This window comes from Amycolatopsis jiangsuensis, assembly GCF_014204865.1.
GTDB lineage: Bacteria > Actinomycetota > Actinomycetes > Mycobacteriales > Pseudonocardiaceae > Amycolatopsis > Amycolatopsis jiangsuensis.
Genome location: NZ_JACHMG010000001.1, coordinates 3,547,734 through 3,567,986 on the forward strand (window position 1 = coordinate 3,547,734; position 20,253 = coordinate 3,567,986).

The window sequence follows — 20,253 nt, forward strand, 5'->3', positions numbered from 1 at the left end:
GGAAGCTAGCACGTCAGGCCACCTTTCCTGGGTCCAGCCGGAACCGGCGCACCACCACGAGGGCGGGCAGCACCAGCCAGGCCGCCAGCACCCCGGCCGCGAGCGCGAACCCACCGCCGTGGCCGACCGGCAGCGCGGCGAGCCGGCCGAGCCAGTACGTCGGCAGGAAGTGCGCGACCGTGGACATCCACTGCGGCAGGAACGCCAGCGGCATCCACAGCCCGCCGAACACGCCGAGTGGCAGCATCAGCGCACCCGTCATCGCACCCACCGTGTCACCCTTGCCGTACAGCCCGAGCAGCAGCCCGAGGACCGCGAACGGCAGCGCACCCAGCCACAGCGCGAGCCCGGTGAGCAGCCACTGCCCCGCGCTGAGCTGTGCTCCACGCAGCGCGCCGGCCGCGAAGACCACCAGGACGACCGGCAGCGCCATCGCCATCGCCGACGCGATCTTCACCGCCAGGTAACCCGGTCCGCGCATCGGCGTGAGACGCAGCTGCCGTTGCCAGCCGTCGGTGCGGTCGGTGGCCACCCGCGTGCCGGTGAACAGCGCGCCGCTCATCGAGCCGTACGCAGCCATGTTGATCATGGTCGTGACACCGGTCTTCACCCCGTCCGGCCCGGTCTCGTCGCCGAACATGCTGCCGAAGAGCAGGAACATCCCCAGCGGAACGACGATGGTGAACACCGCGAACTGCGGACTGCGGAAGATCCGGAGGATTTCCAGGCGCAGGTAGACCCGGTTCATCGGCGCACCTCCTGCAGCCGCGTCCCGGCGTCCGGCGCGGCGGTCAGCGCGAGGAACGCCTCCTCCAGCCCGGCGGCGGCGATCTCGATGCCGCTCGCCCCGGGGAACTCGCGAAGCAACGCACGGATGGTGCGGTCGGAGTCGGTGCAGGCCAGCTCGGCACGGTCCCCCTGCACCCGAGCCGTGGCGACCCCGTCCAGCGCACTCAGCGCCGGCTCGCTCGCCCCAGGCACGACGGCACGCAACACGCGACCGGTGACGTCCGCGCGGATCTCCCCCACCGGCCCGTCCGCCACGACGCTCCCCTGGCGCAGCAGCACCACGCGGTCGGCGTAGTCCTCGGCCTCGGCGAGGTAGTGCGTGGCGAACAGCACGGTGCGTCCGCCACCGGTGAACTCGCGCATCGAAGCCCAGAACGCACGGCGCGCGTCGACGTCCAGCGCCGCAGTCGGCTCGTCCAGCACGAGAAGCTCCGGGTCGCCGGCGAGCGCGATCGCGTGCCGGACCCGCTGCAGCTGCCCGCCGGACAACTTGCCACACCGCCGCCCGGCGAACTCCCCGATCCCCGAACGCGCGTAAATTTCCTTGACCGGCAACGGTTTCCGGAACATCGACCGATGCAGCCCCACGAGCTCGGCCGGCGTGAGCTCCCGCAGCAGGAAGCCGTTCTGCACCATCGCCGCCATCCGCCCGGAGTCGAGCGCCGCCCGCGGCGTACCGCCGAACACCCGCACGTCCCCCTCGTCCGGCGCGGTGAGCCCGAGCAGCAGATCCACGGTGGTCGACTTGCCCGCCCCGTTCGGGCCGAGCAAGGCCACCACCTCCCCGCGCGAAACCCGCACCGAAACCCGGTCCACCGCCAGTACCGGCCCGAACCGCTTGACCAGGCCGGTCAGCCTGAACGCCTCCGTCATCGCATCTCCCCAGTGTGTGATTGCCTCAACTTTGTAACACAAAGTGCACGGAGGTGGAAAGTGTTGGGTGTCGCGGAGTGCTTTGCGGGTGATCTTCAGGGCGGTGGCCGGCGGATGGACCGCCGGAAAAGCGGTTAGTACTCCAGCCGTAGATCGTGATGTTCATGGTTCTCGGGTGGCTTGTCGCTGGTAGTGGGCCTGCCGTGCTCGGTATTGGTGTTGTCTGCGCCAGATCGAGCAGCGTAGTCGGTGCGCGATGTCGGTGATCGGTGTGATGGCGAGTGTGGCGAATAGGTGCTGGACTTCGTTGCAGGTCAAGGAAATCCAGTCGGTCGAGGTCGCTTGCCGGGTGCGCTCGGTGGCGGCAACGATGGTGAGGAAGGCGTGGGCGAGCATCGCCAGGATGGTCCAGCGGTGCCAGGAGGTCCAGCGGCGGACTTGGTGCTGGTCAAGTCCGGTGAGTCCTTTGCTGGTTTGGAAGGATTCCTCGACGCGCCATCGGGTTCCGGCCACCCGCACCAGAACGGGCAGCGCGGTGGCAGTGGCTGCGAAGCAGCGGTAGAACGCGAGTTCTTTCGTGCGGCGGTTGCGCCGGATCAGCAGCCACCGGTGTCCCGCCGGTGTGGTGTCAGGGTCGATGTCGATCAGGGCCCAGTCGTAGTAGCGGTGTCCTTTCGCGCCCGCACCGGCGGAGAAGCGTTGCCACACGTGTTTCGGCAGCCGTCCCGCGAGGTCGTCGGGGCGGAAGGTGCCGACTCCGGTCGCGACGCGGCGGTCGCGTCCGATGGCCAGCACGTAGCCGGCACCACGGTGTTCCAGTTCCGTGCGCAGGTGCGGGTCGGCGCCATACACTTCGTCGCCGGTCACCCAGGACGCCGTGATTCCGGCGTCGAGGGTGCGGGCGATCATCTCGGTGGCCAGCGCCGGTTTGGTCGCGAACGCGATGTTCTCGTCGATTCCGGCCGCGTGGCAGCGTTCGGGGTCGCTGGTCCAGGACTTCGGCAGATACAGGGCCCGGTCCACGAAGGCGTGTCCCGCGGTGGTGGCGTAGGTCAGATAGACCGCGACCTGGGAGTTCTCGATCCGCCCAGCAGTGCCCGTGTACTGGCGCTGCGTCCCGACCGTGTGGCTGCCTTTCTTCACATCCCCGGTCTCGTCCACGATCAGGACCGCGTCAGTCTCACCGAGGTGCTCGACCACGTAGTCACGCAGGTCGTCGCGTACCGCGTCGGCGTCCCACACCGCCCGCGCCAGCACATGCTGCAACCTGTCCGGGCTCGGGTCCCCGACATACTCGGCGATGGTCCAGCAATTCTTCCGCGGCAACTCAGACATCAACCCCAGCAACAACTTCTCCGCCCCACGACGCGGTTCGACCCGCCCGAACCGGCCCGCGATCCGCCCCATGAGCTCATCGAACATCGCCCGCCACCGGACAGGGTCTATGCTCACACCTGCGGCCGTCAGGCGATCTTGGGAAGTCCACACAACCAACCATGATCAACTGTCGGCCGCACCCATCTCCAGGCACCCCCCCCCCACCAGCCCCGATCACGAAGTCCGGCTGGAGTATTAGGTGGGCCCAGGTTGGGCAGGCCCGGCACACGCGGTAAACCCGGTTGGGTCGGCCCGGCGCCCGCGGGAAACCCGGTTGGGCAAGCCCCGGTTGGGCAGGCCCGGCACACGCCGGAAAAGCGGTTGGCCGGCCCGTCGCCCGCCGGTACTGTCGCCGGCATGACGATCTTCGTGCGTTTGCGCCGTCGCTGATTCCGGCGTGACTCTTCGGGCCGCTCGCCGTTCGGGCGGTCCCTCTTCTGCGCGCCGGGCGAGTCTCCGTCCGGAAAGGACTCTCCATGCCCAGACACATCGTCATGGTCGGGTGCAGTGCGCCCAGCCACGTCTACCCCTCGCTCGGGCTCATCCGCGAGCTCGTGCGGCGCGGGAACCGGGTCAGCTACGTCGTCGGTGAGCCGCTGGCGGAACTGGTCGCGGGGACCGGGGCGGACGTCGTCACGCATCCGACGATCTTCCCGTTCGGGCCGGCCTCGGAGTGGCCGGAAGACCCGGGCACGGCCATGCGCGTGTTCCTCGACGAGGCGATCACCATCCACCCGCAGCTCACCGCGCGGTTCGACGGTGACCGGCCGGACCTGGTGCTCTACGACATCGGCGGCCTCGGCGCGACGCTGCTCGGCCACCGGTACGGCGTGCCCGCGGTCCAGCTCTCCCCCACGCTCGTCGCCTGGGACGGTTACGAGCAGGACATGGCCGAGACGCTGCAGGCGATCCGCAGTTCACCGTCCGGAATGGACTACAACAGGGCGAACACCGCGTGGCTGCGGGAAAACGGCATCGATGCGGACGGCTGGGACTGGCTCGGCCATCCGGCGCACATCGTGTCGCTGATCCCGCGCGCGATGCAGCCGAACGCCGAGCGCGTACCGGCGAACGTCCGGTTCGCCGGTCCTTGCCTCGACCCGCAGCGGCTCGCCGAAACCTGGACGCCACCGGCGGACGGGAAACCAGTGCTCCTGGTGTCGTTCGGCACCGCCTACACCGACCAGCTCGACGTCTACCGCGCGTGCACCGCGGCGTTCGCGGACGGACGCTGGCACGTCGTGCTGACCATCGGTAAGCACGTGTCACCCCAGGATCTCGGCCCGCTTCCGGAGTTCTTCGAGGTGCACGAGCGGGTGCCGCAGCTGGCCGTGCTCGAGGCCGCTTCGGCGTTCATCACACACGCCGGGATGGGCAGCTGCACGGAATCGCTGTGGTACGGCGTACCCACGGTCGCCGTCCCCCAGGCGGTCGATCAGTTCGGCAACGCGGCGAAGCTCGAGGAGCTCGGCGTCGGCAAGCACCTGCCCGCGGAGCAGCTGACCGCGGAAACCCTGCGGGCAGCGGTCGACGAAGTAGCCGGCTCACCGGCGGTCGCCGAGCGGCTGACCGCGCTGCGCAAGGAAGTCCGCGCACACGGCGGCATCGACGCGGCCGCCGACGCCGTCGAGGACTTCCTGGCGTGAGTTCGTGCCGGTCGCTGCCGGGCAGATCCGGCAGCGACCGGCACGAATCCGGCGAGCGCCACGGGCCCAGTCAGCGCCAGGAATTCGAGCCGGCGCCGGGGTCCAGTCAGCGCCACGAGTCCAGTCAGCGCCAGGGGTCGAGCCGGCGCCGGGGTCCAGTCAGCGCCGCGAGTAGAACAGCGGCGGGCGTGGGGCCACGGCCACCAACGTCAGTCCAGTACACCCGCACCCTCGGCCCGGCACACCCCCACAGCCAGTCCAGGACACTCGCACCCCCAGTCCGGCACACCCACACCCACACCGTCAGTCCAGCTCACCCGCCTCCAGCCGGGTGGCCAGCCGGGTGAGCCAGCCGGCGTCGTGCCGGAGGCGGGACTCGAGGAAGTGCGCCTCGACCATCTGCAGTTCCGCCAGCCCGGCTTTGCCGATCGTCTCGGCCAGCGCCCGCCGGTCGGCGCGCAGAGCGTCCGCCCGGTCGCGGAGCAGGCGCACGGCCCGCTCCCGCGGCAGCACGCCGACGTATGCGAGCGCGATCACGAACCGCGCGCCCACGTTCGGATCGCTCTCCGACAGCTGCCGCTCCACGCGTTCGCGGAAGTCGGCGAACCCGGCCTCGGTCAGGCTGACTTCCGGTCGCTCATCTTCCTCCGCAACGGCGACAAGCCCCTGCCGCGCAAGCGTTTGCACCAGCGTGTAGACCGTCGCGGTCTTCACCGGCAGGAAGGCGTACCGCGTACGCAACTCGCGCAGCAGGGCGTACTGGTGACGCGGGCTCTCCACGAGCAGCCCGAGCATCGGCAGTACGAGCGGATTGTCCAAAGCGTTCTGCGGCACGCGACCAGGGTAGCGGAACTGTTCGTATACGACTACATTACTCGTATACGAACACCTTGAACCAAGGAGGACCGTGTTCACTTTCGGCATCTGGCCCGGCGTGGTCCAGAGCGATCTCGTGCGCCTGGACACCTACATCCCAGCACCCCCGGAGGACGTAGAACGCACCGCGGCCGCCGTGGCGCACCTGTCGTCCGGCGCCAGCCGGTTCTACGTGCGCACCTACCGCGGCTACCGGAGCGGGCGACCGGCGACGCCTCCGGATCCCACGCCGTACCTCGGCGCCGGCCGGGTGCTCGACCTCGTGCTCGGCTACGGCAGCGACGAGCCGGATCCACACGGTTTCGCCACCGCCATCCGAGCCGCGGTACGAGAAGTGGCCGAGCTGGGCGGCGGCAAACTTCAGGTCTGCGAAGAGGTCAACGTCGGTGCACCGCTGGACGGCGGAAGTCCGGGCTGTTACGAAGCCCTCGCCGCGGGGCTCGCCGCGGCCGTGGCCGAGCGGGACCGCCTCGGCGCCGAGGTGGCCGTCGGCTTCAACGCCGCGGTCGCGCTACCCGGCGACCCGTTCTGGCCGTCCGTGCGAGCACACGTCGGCCCGGAGCTGCTGGAGCGGATCGACTACGTGGGCCTCGACTTCTTCCCGGACGTCTTCCGCCCGGCTCCGCCGGAGGTGCTGCCCGGCGCGGTGACGCACGTACTCCGCTCGTTCCGCGAATCCGCCTCTTCCCTCGGCATTCCCGCGACAGTGCCCATCCACATCACCGAAACCGGCTGGCCGACCGGCCCCGAGCACACCGAGGAAGACCAAGCCCGCGTCCTGGGCACAGTCGCCGAAACGATGCGAAGTCTGGCCTCGCAGCTCCGGATCGACACCTATGAACTCTTCGGGCTGCGAGACGGCCTCACCACCGGCCCGCGGATGAACCGTTTCGGCCTGCTGCGCGACGACTACCAGCCGAAGCCGGCCTACGAGCTGATCCGGCGGCTCATCGCGGAACCGCCGGATCAGCCTCGGATCTCGTTGAGGTAGTTGTAGATCGTGTAGCGGGTCACGTCCAGGTGCCCGGCCAGGTGGTCCACCGCGTCTTTGATCAGGAAGTACCCCGCCTCGTCCAGCTCCCGCACCACGGCCGCCTTGTGGCGCTTCTTCATCAGCTCCACCGGGATTCCCGCCTTGCCGATCGCGCGGTGCACGAGGAACCGCTGCAGGCTGTCGACGTCCGGCGGGAACGTCTCGTCCCCCACCGGCGTCTCCGCCGGCGCGGCGCCGGGCAGCTCGCTGTTCACGCACAGGCAGCCGATCGCCACGCCTTCGGCGTCCCGCAGGAACAGGGTGGACGACCGGATCGCGCGCCCGTCGGGGCCGTGCGTGCGGTAGTTCGTCAGGTCCTGGGTGGTGCCCCGGCGGACCAGGCCGAGCAGCAGGTCCGTCATCGGGCCGCCGACCGTGCGGCCGGTGAGGTCACCGGCGATGGCGACGATCGAGTCGGGCAGCCGTGACAGGTCGTGCAGCAGCACCTCGTTGCCAGGACCGAGCATCGCGGCCAGTCCGTCCACCGCCGGGACCAGCGCGGCCAGGAGTTCGTGCGTGGCACCGGTGGCCGCCTGCGCCGGTGCTGGCAGCGGTTTCCGTGGCCGGGCAAGCGTTTCCAGTACCGAACGCAGGTGGTCGGCGGCGGTGGCCGGGGTGGACGCGTGCGGGGAGAGCCGGATGTGCTCGGGGCGGACCGTCGCCGCGATCCCGGCCGCGTGCAGTGTCGCGCCCACCTGCTCGGCCGGATGGCCGGGCAGGCTGAAAGCCAGAATGCCGGCCCTGCGCTCGGTCGCCGACACGATCTCCGCGCCGGCCGAGCGCAGCACGTCCTCCAGTTCCCCGACACGTTCGCCGATCCGGCCCGCGATCGCGGCGACCCCGGCCTCCTCGACCAGTTCGAGTGCCGCGGCGAACGCACCGGAGGTGATCGGGCTGAGGTTGGAGATCGACCAGCTCGCCGCGGTCGGGTCGGCCGGGTGGATCTCGTCGTCGAACAGCCCCGGGTCCCGCGCGCCGGTCCAGCCGGACAGGATCGGGTCCATCCGCTCCAGCGCCCGGTCCGACAGCACGCCGAAGCCGGTGCCCCAGCCCGCCCGCAGCCATTTCTGGCCGCCGGCCACCAGCACGTCGGCGACCTCCCAGGGTGCCTCGGTCACGCCGAAGCCCTGGATTCCGTCCACGACCAGCAGCCGGTCGCCCACGACTTCGCGCAGCGCCCCGAGATCCGCACGGTAACCCGTGCGGAAGTCCACCGCACTCACCGAAACCACCGAGGTCTCCGGCGTGAGCGCGGCAGCCACCCGCTCCGGGGTGACGTATCCCCCTTCCAGCCGCCGCACGCGCACCCGCCCGGCCTGCTCCGCGCGCGCCCACGGATAGGTGTTGGCCGGGAACTCCCCGGCCGAGACCAGCACCTCGCCGTGGCTGTTGAACGCCGCCTGGAACAGCCCGAGACTGGTGTGCGGCAGGAGGACGGTGTGGTCGGTGTCGCTGCCGGACAGCCGTGCGGCCGCCGCCTTGGCCCGGGTTTCCTGCCGCATCAGCTCATCCACTGTGGACGGACCGGCTTTCGTCGACGCGTCCAGCAGGCTCGCCGTGGTGTCCAGCACCGCGTGCGAGGGCGGGCCGAACCGGGCGAAGTCCAGGTACCCGGCGGACTCGTCGAACTGCAGCAGGTAGCGGGGGGAAATCCGGGTCACGGCAGGACCCGCGCCAGGAATTGGCGGGTGCGCTCGTGCTCCGGTTCCTTCAGCACCTTGCCCGGCGGTCCGGTCTCGACCACCGCGCCGTCGGCGAGGAACACCACCTCGTCCGCGGCTTCGGCCGCGAAGGCCATCTCGTGAGTCACGACCACCATTGTCATCCCCTCCTGAGCCAGCGTCCGCATCACCTCGAGGACCTCACCCACCAGCTCCGGGTCGAGCGCCGAGGTCGGCTCGTCGAACAGCATCAACTTCGGCTTCATGGCCAGCGACCGGGCGATCGCCACGCGCTGCTGCTGCCCGCCGGACAGCTGCGCCGGATAGGCGTCCCCGCGCTCGGCGAGCCCCACCCGTTCGAGCAGCTCCAGCGCTTCGGCCCGGGCCTTGCCCGGTTCGACGCCGAGGACCCGTACCGGGCCTTCGACCACGTTCTCCAGCACCGTGCGGTGCGCGAACAGGTTGAACCGCTGGAACACCATGCCGATGTCCCGCCGCTGCCGGGCCACGTCCTTCTCCCGCAGCTCGTACAGCTTGCCGCCACGCAGCCGGAAGCCGATCGGCTCGCCGTCCACCCACACCTGGCCACCGTCGATCGTCTCGAGGTGGTTCAGGCACCGCAGGAACGTGCTCTTCCCGGCGCCGGATGGACCGAGCAGGCACACCACCTGTCCTTTGTGGACGTCCAGGTCGATGCCCTTGAGCACCTCGGTGTGACCGTAACTCTTGCGCACGCCCACCGCGCGCAGCAATGGCTCAGACACGGGCACTCCTCACCAGCGGCATCCCGCGCAGCGCCTTCCCGGCCCGCGCGGCCGGGCCCCGGTCCGCGGCGTCGAACGCCCGCTCCAGGTAGTGCTGGCCGACCCCCGCGACGGTGACCACGACCATGTACCAGATCGCCGCCGCGATCAGCGTCTCCATCACCAGCAGGTTGTTGGACGAGATGTTGTTGGCCGCGTGGATCAGCTCGGTCACCCCGATCACCGACGCCATCGACGTGCCCTTGAGCATGTTGATGAAGTCGTTGCCGGTCGGCGGAATGATCACGCGCATGGCCTGCGGCAGCACCACGCGGCGCAGCGTCGCACCCGGCGTCATGCCGATCGACTTGGCCGCTTCCGTCTGTCCACTGTCGACACTGTTCAGCCCGGCACGCACGATTTCGGCCATGTAGGCGCTCTCGTTGAGCGCCAGCCCCAGCAACGCCGCGGTGAAGGCGCTGATCAGCACGTTCGTCTGCTCGTGGACCAGATACCCGCCGAAGGGCAGCGGGATCGAGAGGGTCGGGAAGATCAACGCGAGGTTGTACCAGATCAGGATCTGCAACAGCACCGGAAGGCCGCGGAAGAGCCAGATGTAGGCCGCCGCGAACCACCGGGCGACCGGGTTGGCACTGCGTCGCAGCAGTGCGATCAGGATACCGAGCACGATGGCGATGGCCTGCGAGATCACCGCGAGCACCACCGTGTTGAGCAACCCGAGCGCCATCACGCGGTAGAACACGAAGTCCGGCACCGAAGCCCAGTCGATCTGCGCCTGCGCGAGCGCGAAGCCCAGCAGCACGAGCAGGGCGATGATCACCACCGCGGCGACCCAGCGCCCCCAGTGCCGCAGCCGGACGATCGGCAGCGGTTCAGCTCCCGCCATTGACCGCCGCCTCCTTCAGCGCACCCTGCTCGACGCCCCAGGACTGGAGGATCTTGCCGTATGTGCCGTCGTCGATCAGCCCCTGCAGGGCCTGCTTCACCGCGTCCCGCAGCTTGGTGTTGTCCTTGGCGAACCCGATGCCGTACGGACCGCCCTCGATCGGCTGCCCCGGAACGACCTCGAAGAACTTGCCCTCGCCCGCGGTACGCGAGATGTAGACCGCGCTGGGCAAGTCGTTGAGGATCGCCGCAACCCGCCCGGTGCGCAGCTGGTTCTGGTTCTGCGTGTCGCTGTCGGTGGCCGTGACGGTCACCGCCGGCTTGCCCGCCTGGGTGCACTTCGTGCTCTGCGCGGCGGCGAACTTCTGGTGGCTGGTGCCCTGCACCACCGCGACCTTCTTGCCGCACAACGTGTCCGGCCCGGTGACGGCGTCCGGATTGCCCTTGCGGACCATGATCGTGATGCCGGAGGAGAAGTAGTCGACGAAGTCGATCTGCCGCTGACGCTCCGCGGTGTCGTTCATCGCGGCCATGGTGAGATCGACCCGGCCGGACTGCAGGCTCGTGATCAGCGAGCCGAACGCGAGATCCTGGTGCGTGACCGTGACGCCGAGCTTCGCTCCGACCGCCTTGGCCAGGTCGACCTCGTAGCCGATCGGGGTCTTGCCGTCGGCCGAGTAGAAGTTGTTCGGCGCGGACTGGATGTTGGAGGCCACGTGCAGCGTCTTCGCCCGGGCGACCTTCGCCGGCAGCGCGGCGGTGAGCCGCGCGTCCGCCTTGATCGCGGTGAGCAGCGCCTGGTTGTCCGGGATGGCGCCGGAATCGGCGGACTGCTGTCCGCCGCCGGCCCCGTCCGGGCCGCCTCCACAGGCGGCGGTGACCAGCGTGAGCAGCCCACCCAGCAGGGCGGCCTGCCAGGTACGGGCACGAAGCGGCGACGACATGCGGACCTCCCGGGGCGTCGTGGTGGACGGAACGCTACAACTGCCAGTTGAAGAGGTCAACATCCAGTTGAAGTTTTTTGTCGGCTAGCGTGCTCGCCGTGGACCTCGATCGCGGCGAAGACTTCCGGCAGTTCTGGACCGAACGCCGGCACGCGTCGCTCACCACCGTGCGCCCGGACGGCACCCCGCACGTGGTCGCGGTGGGCGTCACGGTGGACTTCGACCACGGACTCGCCCGGGTGATCACCTCGGGTACCTCACACAAGGCCCGCCTGGTCCGCGCCGCGGGCGAGGCCGGGCTGGCCGCCGCCGTCTGTCAGTTCGAGGGCCGCGTCTGGTCCACTTTGGAGGGCCGGCTGCGCCTGCGCGAAGGAGCCGAGGCGGTACGCGAGGCGGAGGAACGCTTCGCCCGCCGGTACCGCCCTCCCCGGCCGAACCCGCGGCGGGTGGTCCTGGAACTCACCGTGACCCGGGTGCTGGGCAAGCTCTGAATCACCTCCGAGGGGCCCGGATGCCGTCGATGATCCGGGTCCATCCGTCCGCACCATGACCATCGGCGATGGCTCGCCGGTAGTGCTCCCGGACGGCACGCGGCAAGAACTCGACGACTCCGTCCGCGGCGATCATGCCGGGAATCGCACGGAACAGTTGCATGACTTCAGGCAGGAACTCCGCCGCACTGACACCCGCGGTACCGACCAGCGCGGACGCATGCAGGAATCCGGACAATGTGGTGAGAAGAACGTCCGGTGTCGTTCCCGAGGAACCGTGGTTCGCCGAGGTGCGCGAGCGTCGCCCGGTAGGTTTCGTAAGCGGCCGGGTCGCCGCTGTAGTACACGTAGGACTGTTCCGTGCCGACCATCGGCGGGGGAACCATCACTCCACCGGCGAGGAACGCGGCGCCGTGCGTTTCGGCCCACGTCGATGCTTCGCGCGTTACGTCGGGAGCTGAGATTGACCAAGGTACGGCCGGCCAGAGATTCCGTCGCACCGCCGAGGATGTCGGTCATCGCGCGGTAATCGGTGAGGCTGAGTATCACCAGGTCTCCGGCCGTCACCGCTTCGGCGGGCGTCGCGGCGAGCCGGGCACCGGCCGCGACCACCCCTTCGGCACGGTTCGGCGTGTGGTTCCACACTGTCACCGAGTACCCGGCGGCCAGCAGTGCCCGGGTCATCGCCCGGCCCATGGGGCCGAGGCCGAGCACGGTGACCGCGGGACTTGTGGTTTCGATTGGCATGCCGCCATGCTGGCTGGGACCGGGCACTCCGGGAAGTACCCACAAAATGCTGCGGTACTTACTTTTTCGTCAGTGCGGAGCGCCGACCATGGCCAAGGCACCGCGGTCCGGTCCCTACATCTGCGGCATCGACGCGGCGCTGGACGTCGTGAGCGGCAAGTGGAAGGGTCTCGTCCTCTGGGAGCTGCATGCGCACGGCATCCGCCGCTTCGCCGAACTACGTCGTGCGCTGCCCGGAGTGAGCGAGAAGATGCTCACCCAGCACCTGCGTGAGATGGAAACCGACGGCCTCGTGCACCGCGAGGTCTACGCGGAAGTACCGCCGAAGGTCGAGTACTCCCTCACCGAGTCGGGACGCTCGCTCAACGAAGCCCTCCTCCCACTCGGCGTGTGGGGCGGGAACGGCTTCGCCGCGAGGATCTGGAGGTCACCGTCCCGCCGGCGACCTGACGAGCGGCTACAGCCAATCGTGCTCGCGGGCGTACCGGGCGGCCTCGTGCCGGGTCCTGGTCTGGGTCTTCTGCAGGGCGTTCGACAGGTAGTTCCGCACCGTGCCCTCGACCAGGTGCAGCTGCGCGGCGATGTCGGCGACCGAGAACCCGTCGGCGGTCCCCCGCAGCACGTCGATCTCGCGATCGGTCAGCGGACAGTCGTCGACCACGGCCAGCGCCGAAACGTCCGGGTCGATCCACCGTTTGCCCTCGTGCAGTGCCGTGATCACCGACGTGATGTGCACGGGCTCGGCGGATTTGCTGACGAAACCCTGTACCCCGAGTTTCAGCGCTTTGCGCAGCACGCCCGGCCGCGCGTGCCGGGTCAGCATGAGGATCACCTGCTGCGGCCGGGTTCGACGGATCTCCGCCACTGCACCGAGACCGTCGACACCGGGCATCTCCAGGTCGATCACGAGCACGTCCGGCTCGTGCTCCAGGGTGGCGTGGATGGCCGAGGCACCGTCCTCAGCCTCGGCAAGCACGGTGATGTCGCCCTCCAGCGGCAGCAGGGAGGCAAGCGCCTTGCGCAGCAACGCTTCGTCGTCGGCGAGTACCACAGTGGTCATCGGCTGCCCTCCCCTGCGGACATCGCCGGTACGGCGTCCTGGCGGACCCGCGGGAACCCGGCAGCGGTCAGGAACCGGCCGGCATTCTGCTCCACCTTCAGTTCTCCTCCGTTGTCCACCAGCCGTTGCCGGAGCGTGGAAAGCCCTCGCAAGCCCGGGGCCGGTCCGTCCTCGGCACCGTCGTTCACGATGGAAATCCCCGATTCCGAGAGCACGATGTGTACCTGCCGCGCCTGCGCGTGCCGCAGGATGTTGGTCGTCGTCTCCCGCAGGACCTGGCCGAGCAGCTCGCCCACACCGGGGTCGGCCTCGGCTTCGCGGACGACGCGCACGTGGATGCTCGCGGCCTCGAAGAGATTCTTCGCGTTCTCCAGCTCGGTGGACAGATTCAGCCGTCGTTGCGCGTAGGCGAGTTCCTTGGTCTGGGTGATCGTGTCGGCAACCAGGGTGTGCACCTCCCGCAGTTCCTCCTGTACTCGGTCGAGGTCCCGGTGCAGCAGCTTCTCCGCGAGCGTGATCTTCAGCTTCACCACGTGCAGCGTGTGGCCCTGGATATCGTGCAGGTCCCCGGCGAAGCGCATCCGTTCCTGCATCACCGCCAGCTCCGCCGCCCGTTCGCGGGCCTGGTCCAGTTCCTGGACCAGGTCGTAGAACTTCTTGCTGCCGAACATCAGCGCCGCCACCAGCGCGGCGACCCCGGTGGGCACGACGACGAACTCGGCCAGCAGGGTGGCGGGCTTGTCCGGTGCGGTGACATAACGCAGCGCACCCACCGCGGAGACGTAGCAGACCATGCCCACCGCCATCAGGCCACGGTGCCGCGGCAGCTCGGGGATGAGCAGCGAGCCGGCGATTGTCAGGCCGTAGAACGCCGTGGGCGCGCCCATCGCCAGCGCGCCCACCGGCCACACCGCCGCCGTGATCGCGAGACAGGCCCACGAACCGCGCGAGACGTGGCCGCTCGACCACAGCACGAAAATCGCGAGCCCGGCCACCACTCCGATCGACAGCACCACGGCATGCCACCAGGCTTTGCTTTCGAGCACTACCAGGAGGATCCCGACCGCGCCCAGCGGCGGGACAAGGGTGCGGATGTTGATCTTGCGCAGCCGTTCCTGCGTTGCGTCGCGAGGTTTGACGCCCGCGCGAGGTGGGCTGGGGTGCATGGCTGGCTCTCCGTGATCGGGCGGCGGACTCCGCCCCAGCATTCCTCAGCTGTCGCCGCACCACCAGTGACACCGCGTCATGGCTTGCCCCGCTCCGCTGTGGACAACGACACTGTCACCCGGGGCAGGAGGAATCCCACGAGCGGGCCGAGGCACACCGCGATCAGCACGGTGCCGAAGCCCACCGTTCCCCCGAGCAGCCAGCCGGCCACCGCGACCACGACCTCGATCGCGGTGCGCACGACGGCGATCGGCTTGCCGGTGAGGCGGACGAGACCGGTCATCAACCCGTCTCGCGGGCCGGAACCGAACTGCGCGCCGAGGTAGAGCGCGTCGAAGAAGGCCAGCGCGACGAGCCCGCCGAGCAGGTAGCCGAGCTGGGCGGCGAACCCGTGCGGCTGCGGCAGCACCCGGGCCGTGGCGTCCGCGGAGAAGCCGACGAGGGCGACGTTCAGCACCGTGCCGAGTCCGGGCAGCTCTCGGATCGGTAGCCACGCGACGAGCACCGCCAGCGCGACCAGGTTCGTTGCCGAGCCGAACGACAGGTGCGTGCTCCGGGCGATCCCTTCGGTGAGCACGTTCCAGCTCGCCGCACCGAGCCCGGACCGCACGAGCAGCATCACCGACGCCCCGTAGCCGATCAGGCCGAGCAGCAGGTGCGAGATCCGGCGCGGCGTGCGCCCGGCACGCAGCTGCGCGAGCGGCCCGAGCCGCGCGATCGGAATGGTCATCTCGTCAGCCTCGCCGAAATCTGGCTACCGATCCCAGGGCCAGATCGGCAATACTGGCCTCATGTGGATCAGCGCGCACGCCGTGGCCCGGATGCTCGGTACCTGGCGAAACGGGCCGGGACCAGCGCATCAGCGGCTGTCCGACCGGCTGCGGCTGCTGGTCCTGGACGGACGCCTGCCGCTCGGCTCCGCGCTGCCCGGCGAGCGTGACCTGGCCACCGCACTCGCGGCGAGCCGCACCACCGTGAGCACCGCGTACCGCACCTTGTCCGATCACGGCTACCTCGCCACCAGCCCGCGATCCCGAGCGACCGTGCGGCTTCCTGGACGGCGGACGGCGCGGCCGGCTCCTTCCCCGGACGGCACGATCGACTTGTCGGTGGCCGCGCCGCCGGCGCCGGTCGAGGTGCTGCACGCGGCGTACGCGAGCGCGCTCGAGCAGCTGCCCCGGCATTTCGACCGCCACGGCTACGACCGGCACGGGACCACGGTGCTGCGCGAGGCCGTCGCCCGCGGGTACGAGCGCCGCGGCCTGCCCACCTCGCCCGGCCAGGTGCTGATCACCAACGGCGCCCAGCACGCGCTGGCCCTGCTGACCCGGGCCCTCGTCTCCCCGCGCGACCGGATCGTGGTCGACCATCCGACGTATCCGCACGCGATCCGGACGTTCGCCGAAGCCCGTGCCCGGCTGGTTCCGGTGGCGCTCACCGCGGACGGCTGGGACCCCGGGCAGCTCCGGTCGGCGAGCCGCAACGCGGAACTGGCCTACCTCATTCCGGACTTCCACAACCCGACCGGCCAGTGCATGCCTTCGGCGGTACGCGAAGGGCTTTCCGCCGGCTGCCCGGTGATCGTGGACGAGACGATGACCGAACTCGCGCTGGACCAGCCCGTTCCGGAGCCGTTCGCCCGGTACGACCCGTCCGCGATCAGCATCGGCTCGGCCGCCAAGAGCATCTGGGGCGGGCTGCGGATCGGCTGGATTCGCGCGCGGCCGCCGATACTGGAGCGCGTCGCCCAGATCCGGTCCGGTCTCGACCTCGGCACTCCGGTCCTCGAACAGCTCGCCGCCGCGATCCTGCTGGACGAGCCGGACCGCCATCAGTCCGGGAAGCTCGAGAAACTGCGTGCACAGCGGGACATACTCCGCACCGCGCTCGCCGAACACCTGCCGCAGCTCGCCGTGCCCCGGCCACCCGGCGGGCTCGCCCTGTGGACGACGTTTCCGAAGCCGATCAGTTCACGGCTGGCCGCGCTCGCCCCCGAATACGGTGTGACCATCGCTGCCGGGCCGAGATTCGGCATCGGCGGCGCGTTCGAACGCAACCTCCGGCTGCCTTACACGCTTCAGCCCGATCTGCTGACCGAGGCAGTCCAGCGGCTCGCTCGCGCACACGAAGCGGTGACGCGTGGAGAGACCGGGCACCACGAACCAGCCTCCGTCGCGTAGCGCTCACCTGCGTGGGCTGATCCCGTCCACGGCAAGCGCGAGCAACCGTCGTGCCGCCGATGGATCGTCCTCGGTTGCGAGCACGAAGCCGGCGACCAGCGTCAGCAACTCCTTGGCAGTCACCTCCGGCGCCACCACGCCCTCGCGCACTGCACGCGACAGCAGCGGCTCGGTGGCCTCGGTCAGCTTCGTCGCACAACCGTCGTCCGCAGCGGAGCCATGATCGGGCAGCAACGCCTTCGCCATCCCTCGCGCCTCCGCCTCGTAGACGGTGATCAGTCCCAGCCACTCGAGCAACGCGGTCCGCGCGTCCGCCACGTCGGTCAGCTCACCGGCGCGGGCGCACAACGCGTCGATGCGGTCGCGGAAAACGGCCTCCAGCAACGCTTGCCGGCCAGGGAAGTGCCGCCGCACCGTGCCCGACCCGACCCCGGCCACCCGGGCGACGCGTTCCAGCGAGATCTCCGCACCGTGAGCGGCGACCTCACGCTCGGCCACGGCGAGGATCCGCGCCTGGTTCCGCAGAGCGTCCGCACGACGACCGGCCATGCCACACCTCCATAAACGGCGGGGGCCGCCATTTCAGGTGTACGGTAGCAGACGTAAGTGGCGGACCCCGCCGTTTAACCTCCTGTAAGGAGCTCACGATGTCCGACTCCGCACCCGTTCTGGTCACCGGCGCCACCGGCAAACAGGGCGGCGCCACCCTTCGCGCCCTGCGTGAGGCCGATGTGCCGGTCCGCGCGCTGGTCCGAGATCCGGCGAGCGACCGAGCCCGCGCCGTCGCGGCCCTCGGCGCCGAGCTGGTCACCGGCGACCTGCTCGACCTCGATTCGGTCCGCCGGGCAGCCGAGGGCGTCCGCGGCGTCTTCTCCGTGCAGATGCCCGATCTTCACGACCCCGAGGGCGATTCCGAATGGGTCCAAGGACGCAACCTGATCGACGCCGCCCGCGCCGCGGGGGTGCGGCAGTTCGTGCACACGTCGGTGTCCGGCGCCGGCGAGCACCGCGAGGCACCCGGCTGGACGGAAGGCCGCTGGGCGGCCATGGAGGACTACTACGAGACGAAGACAGCGCTCCAGGACCGGGTCCGGGAGGCCGGATTCGAGCACTGGACGCTGCTCAAGCCGGCGTTCTTCATGGAGAATCTCCTGCCACCGTCACCGCTGCTCCCGCGCGGTCCCGAGGGCGGCATCCTGACCATCATCAACCCGCACATCGAGCTGCCGTTCATCGCCGTCGCCGACATCGGTACCGCTGCCGCCGCGGCCTTCGCTTCGCCGGAGCGGTTCGACCGGGTCGAACTCGATCTTGCCGGAGAGCTGCTTCCGATGACCCGCGTCGCCGAGGTGCTCTCGGAGGCTTTCGGAGTTCCGCTGACCGCACCGGATCTGACGCCGGAAGAAGCCCTCGCCGCCGGAATGCCGGAAATGGGGCTCGCGTACGCGTGGCACAACGAAGTCGGCCAACCTGCCCGTCCGGCGCACGCCCGGGCGTTCGGCCTGCCGCTCACCGGCTTCGCCGAGTGGGCGGAAGCAAACGTGCGCCGATAGCCCTGAAAACGCGGACGTGGTCAGGGTGGTGCAGGCTGCCCGGTCTGCACGCTATGGATCACCGCGTCACTGAGCGCGCCGTGAATGCACCAGCCGGGTGTACTCGGCCAGCAACGCGGCCAGGTCGGAATCCGTGCCTTCGGCGAGCAGTTGCTGGTGGCCCACCAGCATTGCCAGCCCCAGCGAGGTGAGAGTGCGGGCCAGCGCACGGTCGCCGATCAGGCCACGCACCGCCCGGCCGACCGTGCGCACCCGGGCGTCGTCCACGCGTTTCTGCGCGGCCCGCACGGTTTCGTCGTTCATCGACCACGCCCGGATCGCCGCCTCGGCTTCGTGCGGCAACCCGAGCGTCAATTCCATCAACGCGGCGAAATCGGCGACCGGACCGGCGCTGCCGAAATGTCCGGCGGCGAGGATCCGGACCTGCCGCTGCGCCCAGAATTCCAGCAAGCTGTCCACGAATCCGGGCCAGCCGCCGAAGTGGTGGTAGAACGAACCACTGGTCACGCCGAGGTCGCGGCACAACCGGCCGACGGTGAGCCCGGCGAACCCGTCGGCAGCCAGCACGGCCAGCGCCGTGTCGAAGTACTGCTGCTTCGTGACCGACGGCATCAGATTCCCCGGCTGCGGTCCTGCCAGTACGGTTCCCGCAGCGTCCGCTTGAGGATCTTGCCGGTGGCGTTGCGCGGCAAGGCTTCCCGCACGTCCACCGTGCGCGGGCACTTGTAGTGCGCCAGCCGCTCGCGGCAGTACGCGATCAGCTCGTCCGCATCGACCCGCTCCCCCGGCGACGCCGCGACGACCGCCTTGACCTGCTCACCCCAGCGATCGTCGGGCACACCGATCACGGCCACCTCAGCCACCCCGGGGAACTCCGCCACGACCCGTTCCACCTCGGGCGAGTACACGTTCTCGCCACCGGTGATGATCATGTCCTTGACCCGGTCGGACAGGAAGAGGAACCCGCCCTCGTCGAGGTGCCCGACGTCGCCGGTGCGCACCCAGCCGTCCACGACCGTCTCCGCGGTCGCCTCCGGTTTGCCGAGGTACCCGGCCATCCGCTGGCCGGTGCGGATCCACACCTCACCGGTCGCGTCCGGCCCGGCGATCCGGAGTTCCACCCCGGGCACCGGCGTGCCCGCGGACGCCAGGCGCTCCGGGTGCGCGGCGTCGCGATGCGCCTCCGGGTCCAAAGTGGTCACTGCGCCGGACAGCTCGGTCATGCCGTACACCTGCACGAACTTCGTGTCCGGCCACGCAGTCAGCGCTGTGCGCAGCACCGGCAACGGCATCGGTGAAGCCCCGTAACCGAGGTACTTGATGCGGGCGAACGCGGCGACCGCCTGTTCCCCCGCCTGCACCACGGCAGCGACGACAGCGGGCACCAGGAAGGCGTGCGTGGCGCCCGCGGCGAGCGCGCCGAACAACGACGGCGCGTCCGGCTCGCGGGTCATGATCGTCGGCTCACCGGAGAGGAAACCGAGGATCGCGTAACAGCTTCCGCCGACGTGGAACAGCGGCATGGCAACCAGATTGCGGTCTCCCGGCCCCAGCGGGAACGCGGTGCCCACCGCCGTTCCGTGCGCGAGCACGCTTCGATGTGTGAGAACGGCACCCTTGGGAAATCCCGTGGTACCACTCGTGTATAGGACGAGCACGCCGTCGTCTTCGTCTACTTCGGACTCTTCGGTACGCGGCTGCGAGCCGGCCACCAGCGCCTCGAACTCGTCGTCCTCCCCACCGACCACGACCACCTCGCGGACCGCGGGAAGCCGGTCTCGAATGCTCGCCACGACCGGCAACAGCTCGGCACCGGCGAACACGATCTGCGCGCCGGAATCGTTGAGCACGTAGACCAGTTCGTCGGCCGACAGCCGCCAGTTGACGATCGCGGTGGCCGCACCCAGCCCGGCGGCCGCGAAGGTGACCTCCACACCGGCCGGGTGGTTCTTGTCCACGAACGCGACCCGGTCGCCGCGCCCGATACCCGCTCCGGCGAGCGCCGCGGACAGCCGCCGCACGCGTTCGTCGAACTCTGCCCAGGTGCGCGTGCGATCGCCGAAGACGAGCGCCGGATCGTCCCCACGCTGCTCGGCCCACTGCGAAAGGAGCTCGCCGAGCAAACGGAATCGGGGACGGACGTCTGCGGACATGCTGAAGTCCCTTCGGCCGGCACTGGCACCATAGAGGGCTCTATGGTGCGTCGG

General features: G+C 69.8%; 21 protein-coding genes and 1 pseudogene. 6 read left to right on the plus strand and 16 right to left on the minus strand.

Translation table 11 applies throughout. The annotated features are described in order from the left end of the window. Positions 1 to 13 precede the first annotated feature (13 nt). The 3 genes from BJY18_RS15605 to BJY18_RS15615 form a co-directional block, all read right to left on the minus strand. Complete coding sequence (locus tag BJY18_RS15605; RefSeq protein ID WP_184780676.1) at positions 14 to 748, minus strand: ABC transporter permease; 735 nt, start codon at positions 746 to 748, stop codon at positions 14 to 16. Beyond that, positions 745 to 1,662 carry an ABC transporter ATP-binding protein gene (locus BJY18_RS15610; protein WP_184780677.1) on the minus strand — a complete coding sequence of 306 codons (918 nt, stop codon included), beginning with the start codon at positions 1,660 to 1,662 and terminating at the stop codon, positions 745 to 747. The genes BJY18_RS15605 and BJY18_RS15610 overlap by 4 nt, the downstream gene beginning before the upstream one ends. A gap of 162 nt (positions 1,663 to 1,824) precedes the next feature. Continuing rightward, positions 1,825 to 3,084: an IS701 family transposase gene (locus tag BJY18_RS15615; protein ID WP_446680338.1), complete on the minus strand. Its 1,260-nt coding sequence runs from the start codon at positions 3,082 to 3,084 to the stop codon at positions 1,825 to 1,827. Between the two features lie 431 nt (positions 3,085 to 3,515). Here BJY18_RS15615 and BJY18_RS15620 point away from each other — a divergent pair, with 431 nt between their 5' ends. Next, complete coding sequence (locus BJY18_RS15620; protein WP_184780678.1) at positions 3,516 to 4,685, plus strand: macrolide family glycosyltransferase; 1,170 nt, start codon at positions 3,516 to 3,518, stop codon at positions 4,683 to 4,685. Positions 4,686 to 4,988: 303 nt separating this feature from the next. Here the strand turns inward: BJY18_RS15620 and BJY18_RS15625 are convergent, their stop codons facing one another. Further along, on the minus strand, positions 4,989 to 5,519 hold the full coding sequence (locus BJY18_RS15625; protein WP_312873854.1) for a PadR family transcriptional regulator: 531 nt from the start codon (positions 5,517 to 5,519) through the stop codon (positions 4,989 to 4,991). A gap of 73 nt (positions 5,520 to 5,592) precedes the next feature. On the opposite strand from BJY18_RS15625, the gene BJY18_RS15630 reads away from it, so the two are divergent. Then, entirely contained in the window at positions 5,593 to 6,552 is a 960-nt protein-coding gene (locus BJY18_RS15630; protein WP_184780680.1) for a hypothetical protein, read from the plus strand. Here BJY18_RS15630 and BJY18_RS15635 read toward each other — a convergent pair. Genes BJY18_RS15635 through BJY18_RS15650 form a run of 4 tightly spaced genes read right to left on the minus strand, consistent with a single transcriptional unit; the run spans position 6,528 to position 10,848 of the window. Further along, on the minus strand, positions 6,528 to 8,255 hold the full coding sequence (locus BJY18_RS15635) for an aminotransferase class V-fold PLP-dependent enzyme (protein WP_184780681.1): 1,728 nt from the start codon (positions 8,253 to 8,255) through the stop codon (positions 6,528 to 6,530). The genes BJY18_RS15630 and BJY18_RS15635 overlap by 25 nt on opposite strands. Next, positions 8,252 to 9,019: an amino acid ABC transporter ATP-binding protein gene (locus BJY18_RS15640; protein ID WP_312873855.1), complete on the minus strand. Its 768-nt coding sequence runs from the start codon at positions 9,017 to 9,019 to the stop codon at positions 8,252 to 8,254. The genes BJY18_RS15635 and BJY18_RS15640 overlap by 4 nt, the downstream gene beginning before the upstream one ends. After that, on the minus strand, positions 9,012 to 9,905 hold the full coding sequence (locus tag BJY18_RS15645; RefSeq protein ID WP_184780682.1) for an amino acid ABC transporter permease: 894 nt from the start codon (positions 9,903 to 9,905) through the stop codon (positions 9,012 to 9,014). The genes BJY18_RS15640 and BJY18_RS15645 overlap by 8 nt, the downstream gene beginning before the upstream one ends. Further along, positions 9,892 to 10,848, minus strand: coding sequence for an ABC transporter substrate-binding protein (locus BJY18_RS15650; RefSeq protein WP_184780683.1), 957 nt, complete (start codon positions 10,846 to 10,848; stop codon positions 9,892 to 9,894). The genes BJY18_RS15645 and BJY18_RS15650 overlap by 14 nt, the downstream gene beginning before the upstream one ends. 98 nt (positions 10,849 to 10,946) lie before the next feature. Between BJY18_RS15650 and BJY18_RS15655 the strand changes: the two genes are divergently transcribed. Continuing rightward, positions 10,947 to 11,339, plus strand: coding sequence for a pyridoxamine 5'-phosphate oxidase family protein (locus BJY18_RS15655; protein ID WP_312873856.1), 393 nt, complete (start codon positions 10,947 to 10,949; stop codon positions 11,337 to 11,339). A 1-nt stretch (position 11,340) separates the two neighbouring features. Here the strand turns inward: BJY18_RS15655 and BJY18_RS37755 are convergent, their stop codons facing one another. Both BJY18_RS37755 and BJY18_RS15660 read right to left on the minus strand, forming a co-directional pair. Then, positions 11,341 to 11,577, minus strand: coding sequence for an imine reductase family protein (locus BJY18_RS37755; RefSeq protein WP_376774671.1), 237 nt, complete (start codon positions 11,575 to 11,577; stop codon positions 11,341 to 11,343). Continuing rightward, the gene (locus tag BJY18_RS15660; RefSeq protein ID WP_312874103.1) at positions 11,472 to 12,086 is read right to left on the minus strand and encodes an NAD(P)-binding domain-containing protein; all 615 of its coding nucleotides are present in this window, start codon (positions 12,084 to 12,086) and stop codon (positions 11,472 to 11,474) included. The genes BJY18_RS37755 and BJY18_RS15660 overlap by 106 nt, the downstream gene beginning before the upstream one ends. A gap of 88 nt (positions 12,087 to 12,174) precedes the next feature. On the opposite strand from BJY18_RS15660, the pseudogene BJY18_RS15665 reads away from it, so the two are divergent. Further along, positions 12,175 to 12,483: pseudogene (locus BJY18_RS15665) on the plus strand (winged helix-turn-helix transcriptional regulator); the annotation flags it as partial. A 60-nt stretch (positions 12,484 to 12,543) separates the two neighbouring features. Here the strand turns inward: BJY18_RS15665 and BJY18_RS15670 are convergent. The 3 genes from BJY18_RS15670 to yczE form a co-directional block, all read right to left on the minus strand. Continuing rightward, positions 12,544 to 13,146 carry a response regulator transcription factor gene (locus tag BJY18_RS15670; RefSeq protein ID WP_184780685.1) on the minus strand — a complete coding sequence of 201 codons (603 nt, stop codon included), beginning with the start codon at positions 13,144 to 13,146 and terminating at the stop codon, positions 12,544 to 12,546. Continuing rightward, the gene (locus BJY18_RS15675; protein WP_184780686.1) at positions 13,143 to 14,312 is read right to left on the minus strand and encodes a sensor histidine kinase; all 1,170 of its coding nucleotides are present in this window, start codon (positions 14,310 to 14,312) and stop codon (positions 13,143 to 13,145) included. Before BJY18_RS15675 ends, BJY18_RS15670 begins: the two co-directional genes overlap by 4 nt. Before the next feature lie 77 nt (positions 14,313 to 14,389). After that, on the minus strand, positions 14,390 to 15,043 hold the full coding sequence (yczE, locus tag BJY18_RS15680; protein ID WP_184780687.1) for a membrane protein YczE: 654 nt from the start codon (positions 15,041 to 15,043) through the stop codon (positions 14,390 to 14,392). A 61-nt stretch (positions 15,044 to 15,104) separates the two neighbouring features. Between yczE and yczR the strand changes: the two genes are divergently transcribed. Continuing rightward, a complete protein-coding gene (gene yczR, locus BJY18_RS15685; RefSeq protein ID WP_184780688.1) occupies positions 15,105 to 16,493 on the plus strand; it encodes a MocR-like transcription factor YczR in 1,389 nt (462 codons plus the stop codon). 3 nt (positions 16,494 to 16,496) lie between these two features. Here yczR and BJY18_RS15690 read toward each other — a convergent pair whose 3' ends face one another. Then, positions 16,497 to 17,042: a TetR/AcrR family transcriptional regulator gene (locus tag BJY18_RS15690; protein WP_184780689.1), complete on the minus strand. Its 546-nt coding sequence runs from the start codon at positions 17,040 to 17,042 to the stop codon at positions 16,497 to 16,499. 98 nt (positions 17,043 to 17,140) lie between these two features. On the opposite strand from BJY18_RS15690, the gene BJY18_RS15695 reads away from it, so the two are divergent. Continuing rightward, entirely contained in the window at positions 17,141 to 18,046 is a 906-nt protein-coding gene (locus BJY18_RS15695) for an NmrA family NAD(P)-binding protein (RefSeq protein WP_184780690.1), read from the plus strand. Between the two features lie 66 nt (positions 18,047 to 18,112). Here the strand turns inward: BJY18_RS15695 and BJY18_RS15700 are convergent, their stop codons facing one another. After that, on the minus strand, positions 18,113 to 18,658 hold the full coding sequence (locus tag BJY18_RS15700; protein WP_184780691.1) for a TetR/AcrR family transcriptional regulator: 546 nt from the start codon (positions 18,656 to 18,658) through the stop codon (positions 18,113 to 18,115). Further along, the gene (locus tag BJY18_RS15705; protein WP_184780692.1) at positions 18,658 to 20,199 is read right to left on the minus strand and encodes a long-chain-fatty-acid--CoA ligase; all 1,542 of its coding nucleotides are present in this window, start codon (positions 20,197 to 20,199) and stop codon (positions 18,658 to 18,660) included. Before BJY18_RS15705 ends, BJY18_RS15700 begins: the two co-directional genes overlap by 1 nt. Positions 20,200 to 20,253 lie beyond the last annotated feature (54 nt).

What these genes read in the sequence shown, in the direction of transcription:
- BJY18_RS15675 (WP_184780686.1), bottom strand. Translation starts at nt 14,312, where the DNA reads ATGCACCCCAGCCCACCTCGCGCGGGCGTCAAACCTCGCGACGCAACG.
- yczE (WP_184780687.1), bottom strand. Translation starts at nt 15,043, where the DNA reads ATGACCATTCCGATCGCGCGGCTCGGGCCGCTCGCGCAGCTGCGTGCC.
- BJY18_RS15610 (WP_184780677.1), bottom strand. Translation starts at nt 1,662, where the DNA reads ATGACGGAGGCGTTCAGGCTGACCGGCCTGGTCAAGCGGTTCGGGCCG.
- BJY18_RS15670 (WP_184780685.1), bottom strand. Translation starts at nt 13,146, where the DNA reads ATGACCACTGTGGTACTCGCCGACGACGAAGCGTTGCTGCGCAAGGCG.
- BJY18_RS15705 (WP_184780692.1), bottom strand. Translation starts at nt 20,199, where the DNA reads ATGTCCGCAGACGTCCGTCCCCGATTCCGTTTGCTCGGCGAGCTCCTT.
- BJY18_RS15645 (WP_184780682.1), bottom strand. Translation starts at nt 9,905, where the DNA reads ATGGCGGGAGCTGAACCGCTGCCGATCGTCCGGCTGCGGCACTGGGGG.
- BJY18_RS15700 (WP_184780691.1), bottom strand. Translation starts at nt 18,658, where the DNA reads ATGCCGTCGGTCACGAAGCAGCAGTACTTCGACACGGCGCTGGCCGTG.
- BJY18_RS15615 (WP_446680338.1), bottom strand. Translation starts at nt 3,084, where the DNA reads ATGTTCGATGAGCTCATGGGGCGGATCGCGGGCCGGTTCGGGCGGGTC.
- BJY18_RS15695 (WP_184780690.1), top strand. Translation starts at nt 17,141, where the DNA reads ATGTCCGACTCCGCACCCGTTCTGGTCACCGGCGCCACCGGCAAACAG.
- yczR (WP_184780688.1), top strand. Translation starts at nt 15,105, where the DNA reads ATGTGGATCAGCGCGCACGCCGTGGCCCGGATGCTCGGTACCTGGCGA.
- BJY18_RS15660 (WP_312874103.1), bottom strand. Translation starts at nt 12,086, where the DNA reads ATGCCAATCGAAACCACAAGTCCCGCGGTCACCGTGCTCGGCCTCGGC.
- BJY18_RS15650 (WP_184780683.1), bottom strand. Translation starts at nt 10,848, where the DNA reads ATGTCGTCGCCGCTTCGTGCCCGTACCTGGCAGGCCGCCCTGCTGGGT.
- BJY18_RS15605 (WP_184780676.1), bottom strand. Translation starts at nt 748, where the DNA reads ATGAACCGGGTCTACCTGCGCCTGGAAATCCTCCGGATCTTCCGCAGT.
- BJY18_RS15620 (WP_184780678.1), top strand. Translation starts at nt 3,516, where the DNA reads ATGCCCAGACACATCGTCATGGTCGGGTGCAGTGCGCCCAGCCACGTC.
- BJY18_RS15690 (WP_184780689.1), bottom strand. Translation starts at nt 17,042, where the DNA reads ATGGCCGGTCGTCGTGCGGACGCTCTGCGGAACCAGGCGCGGATCCTC.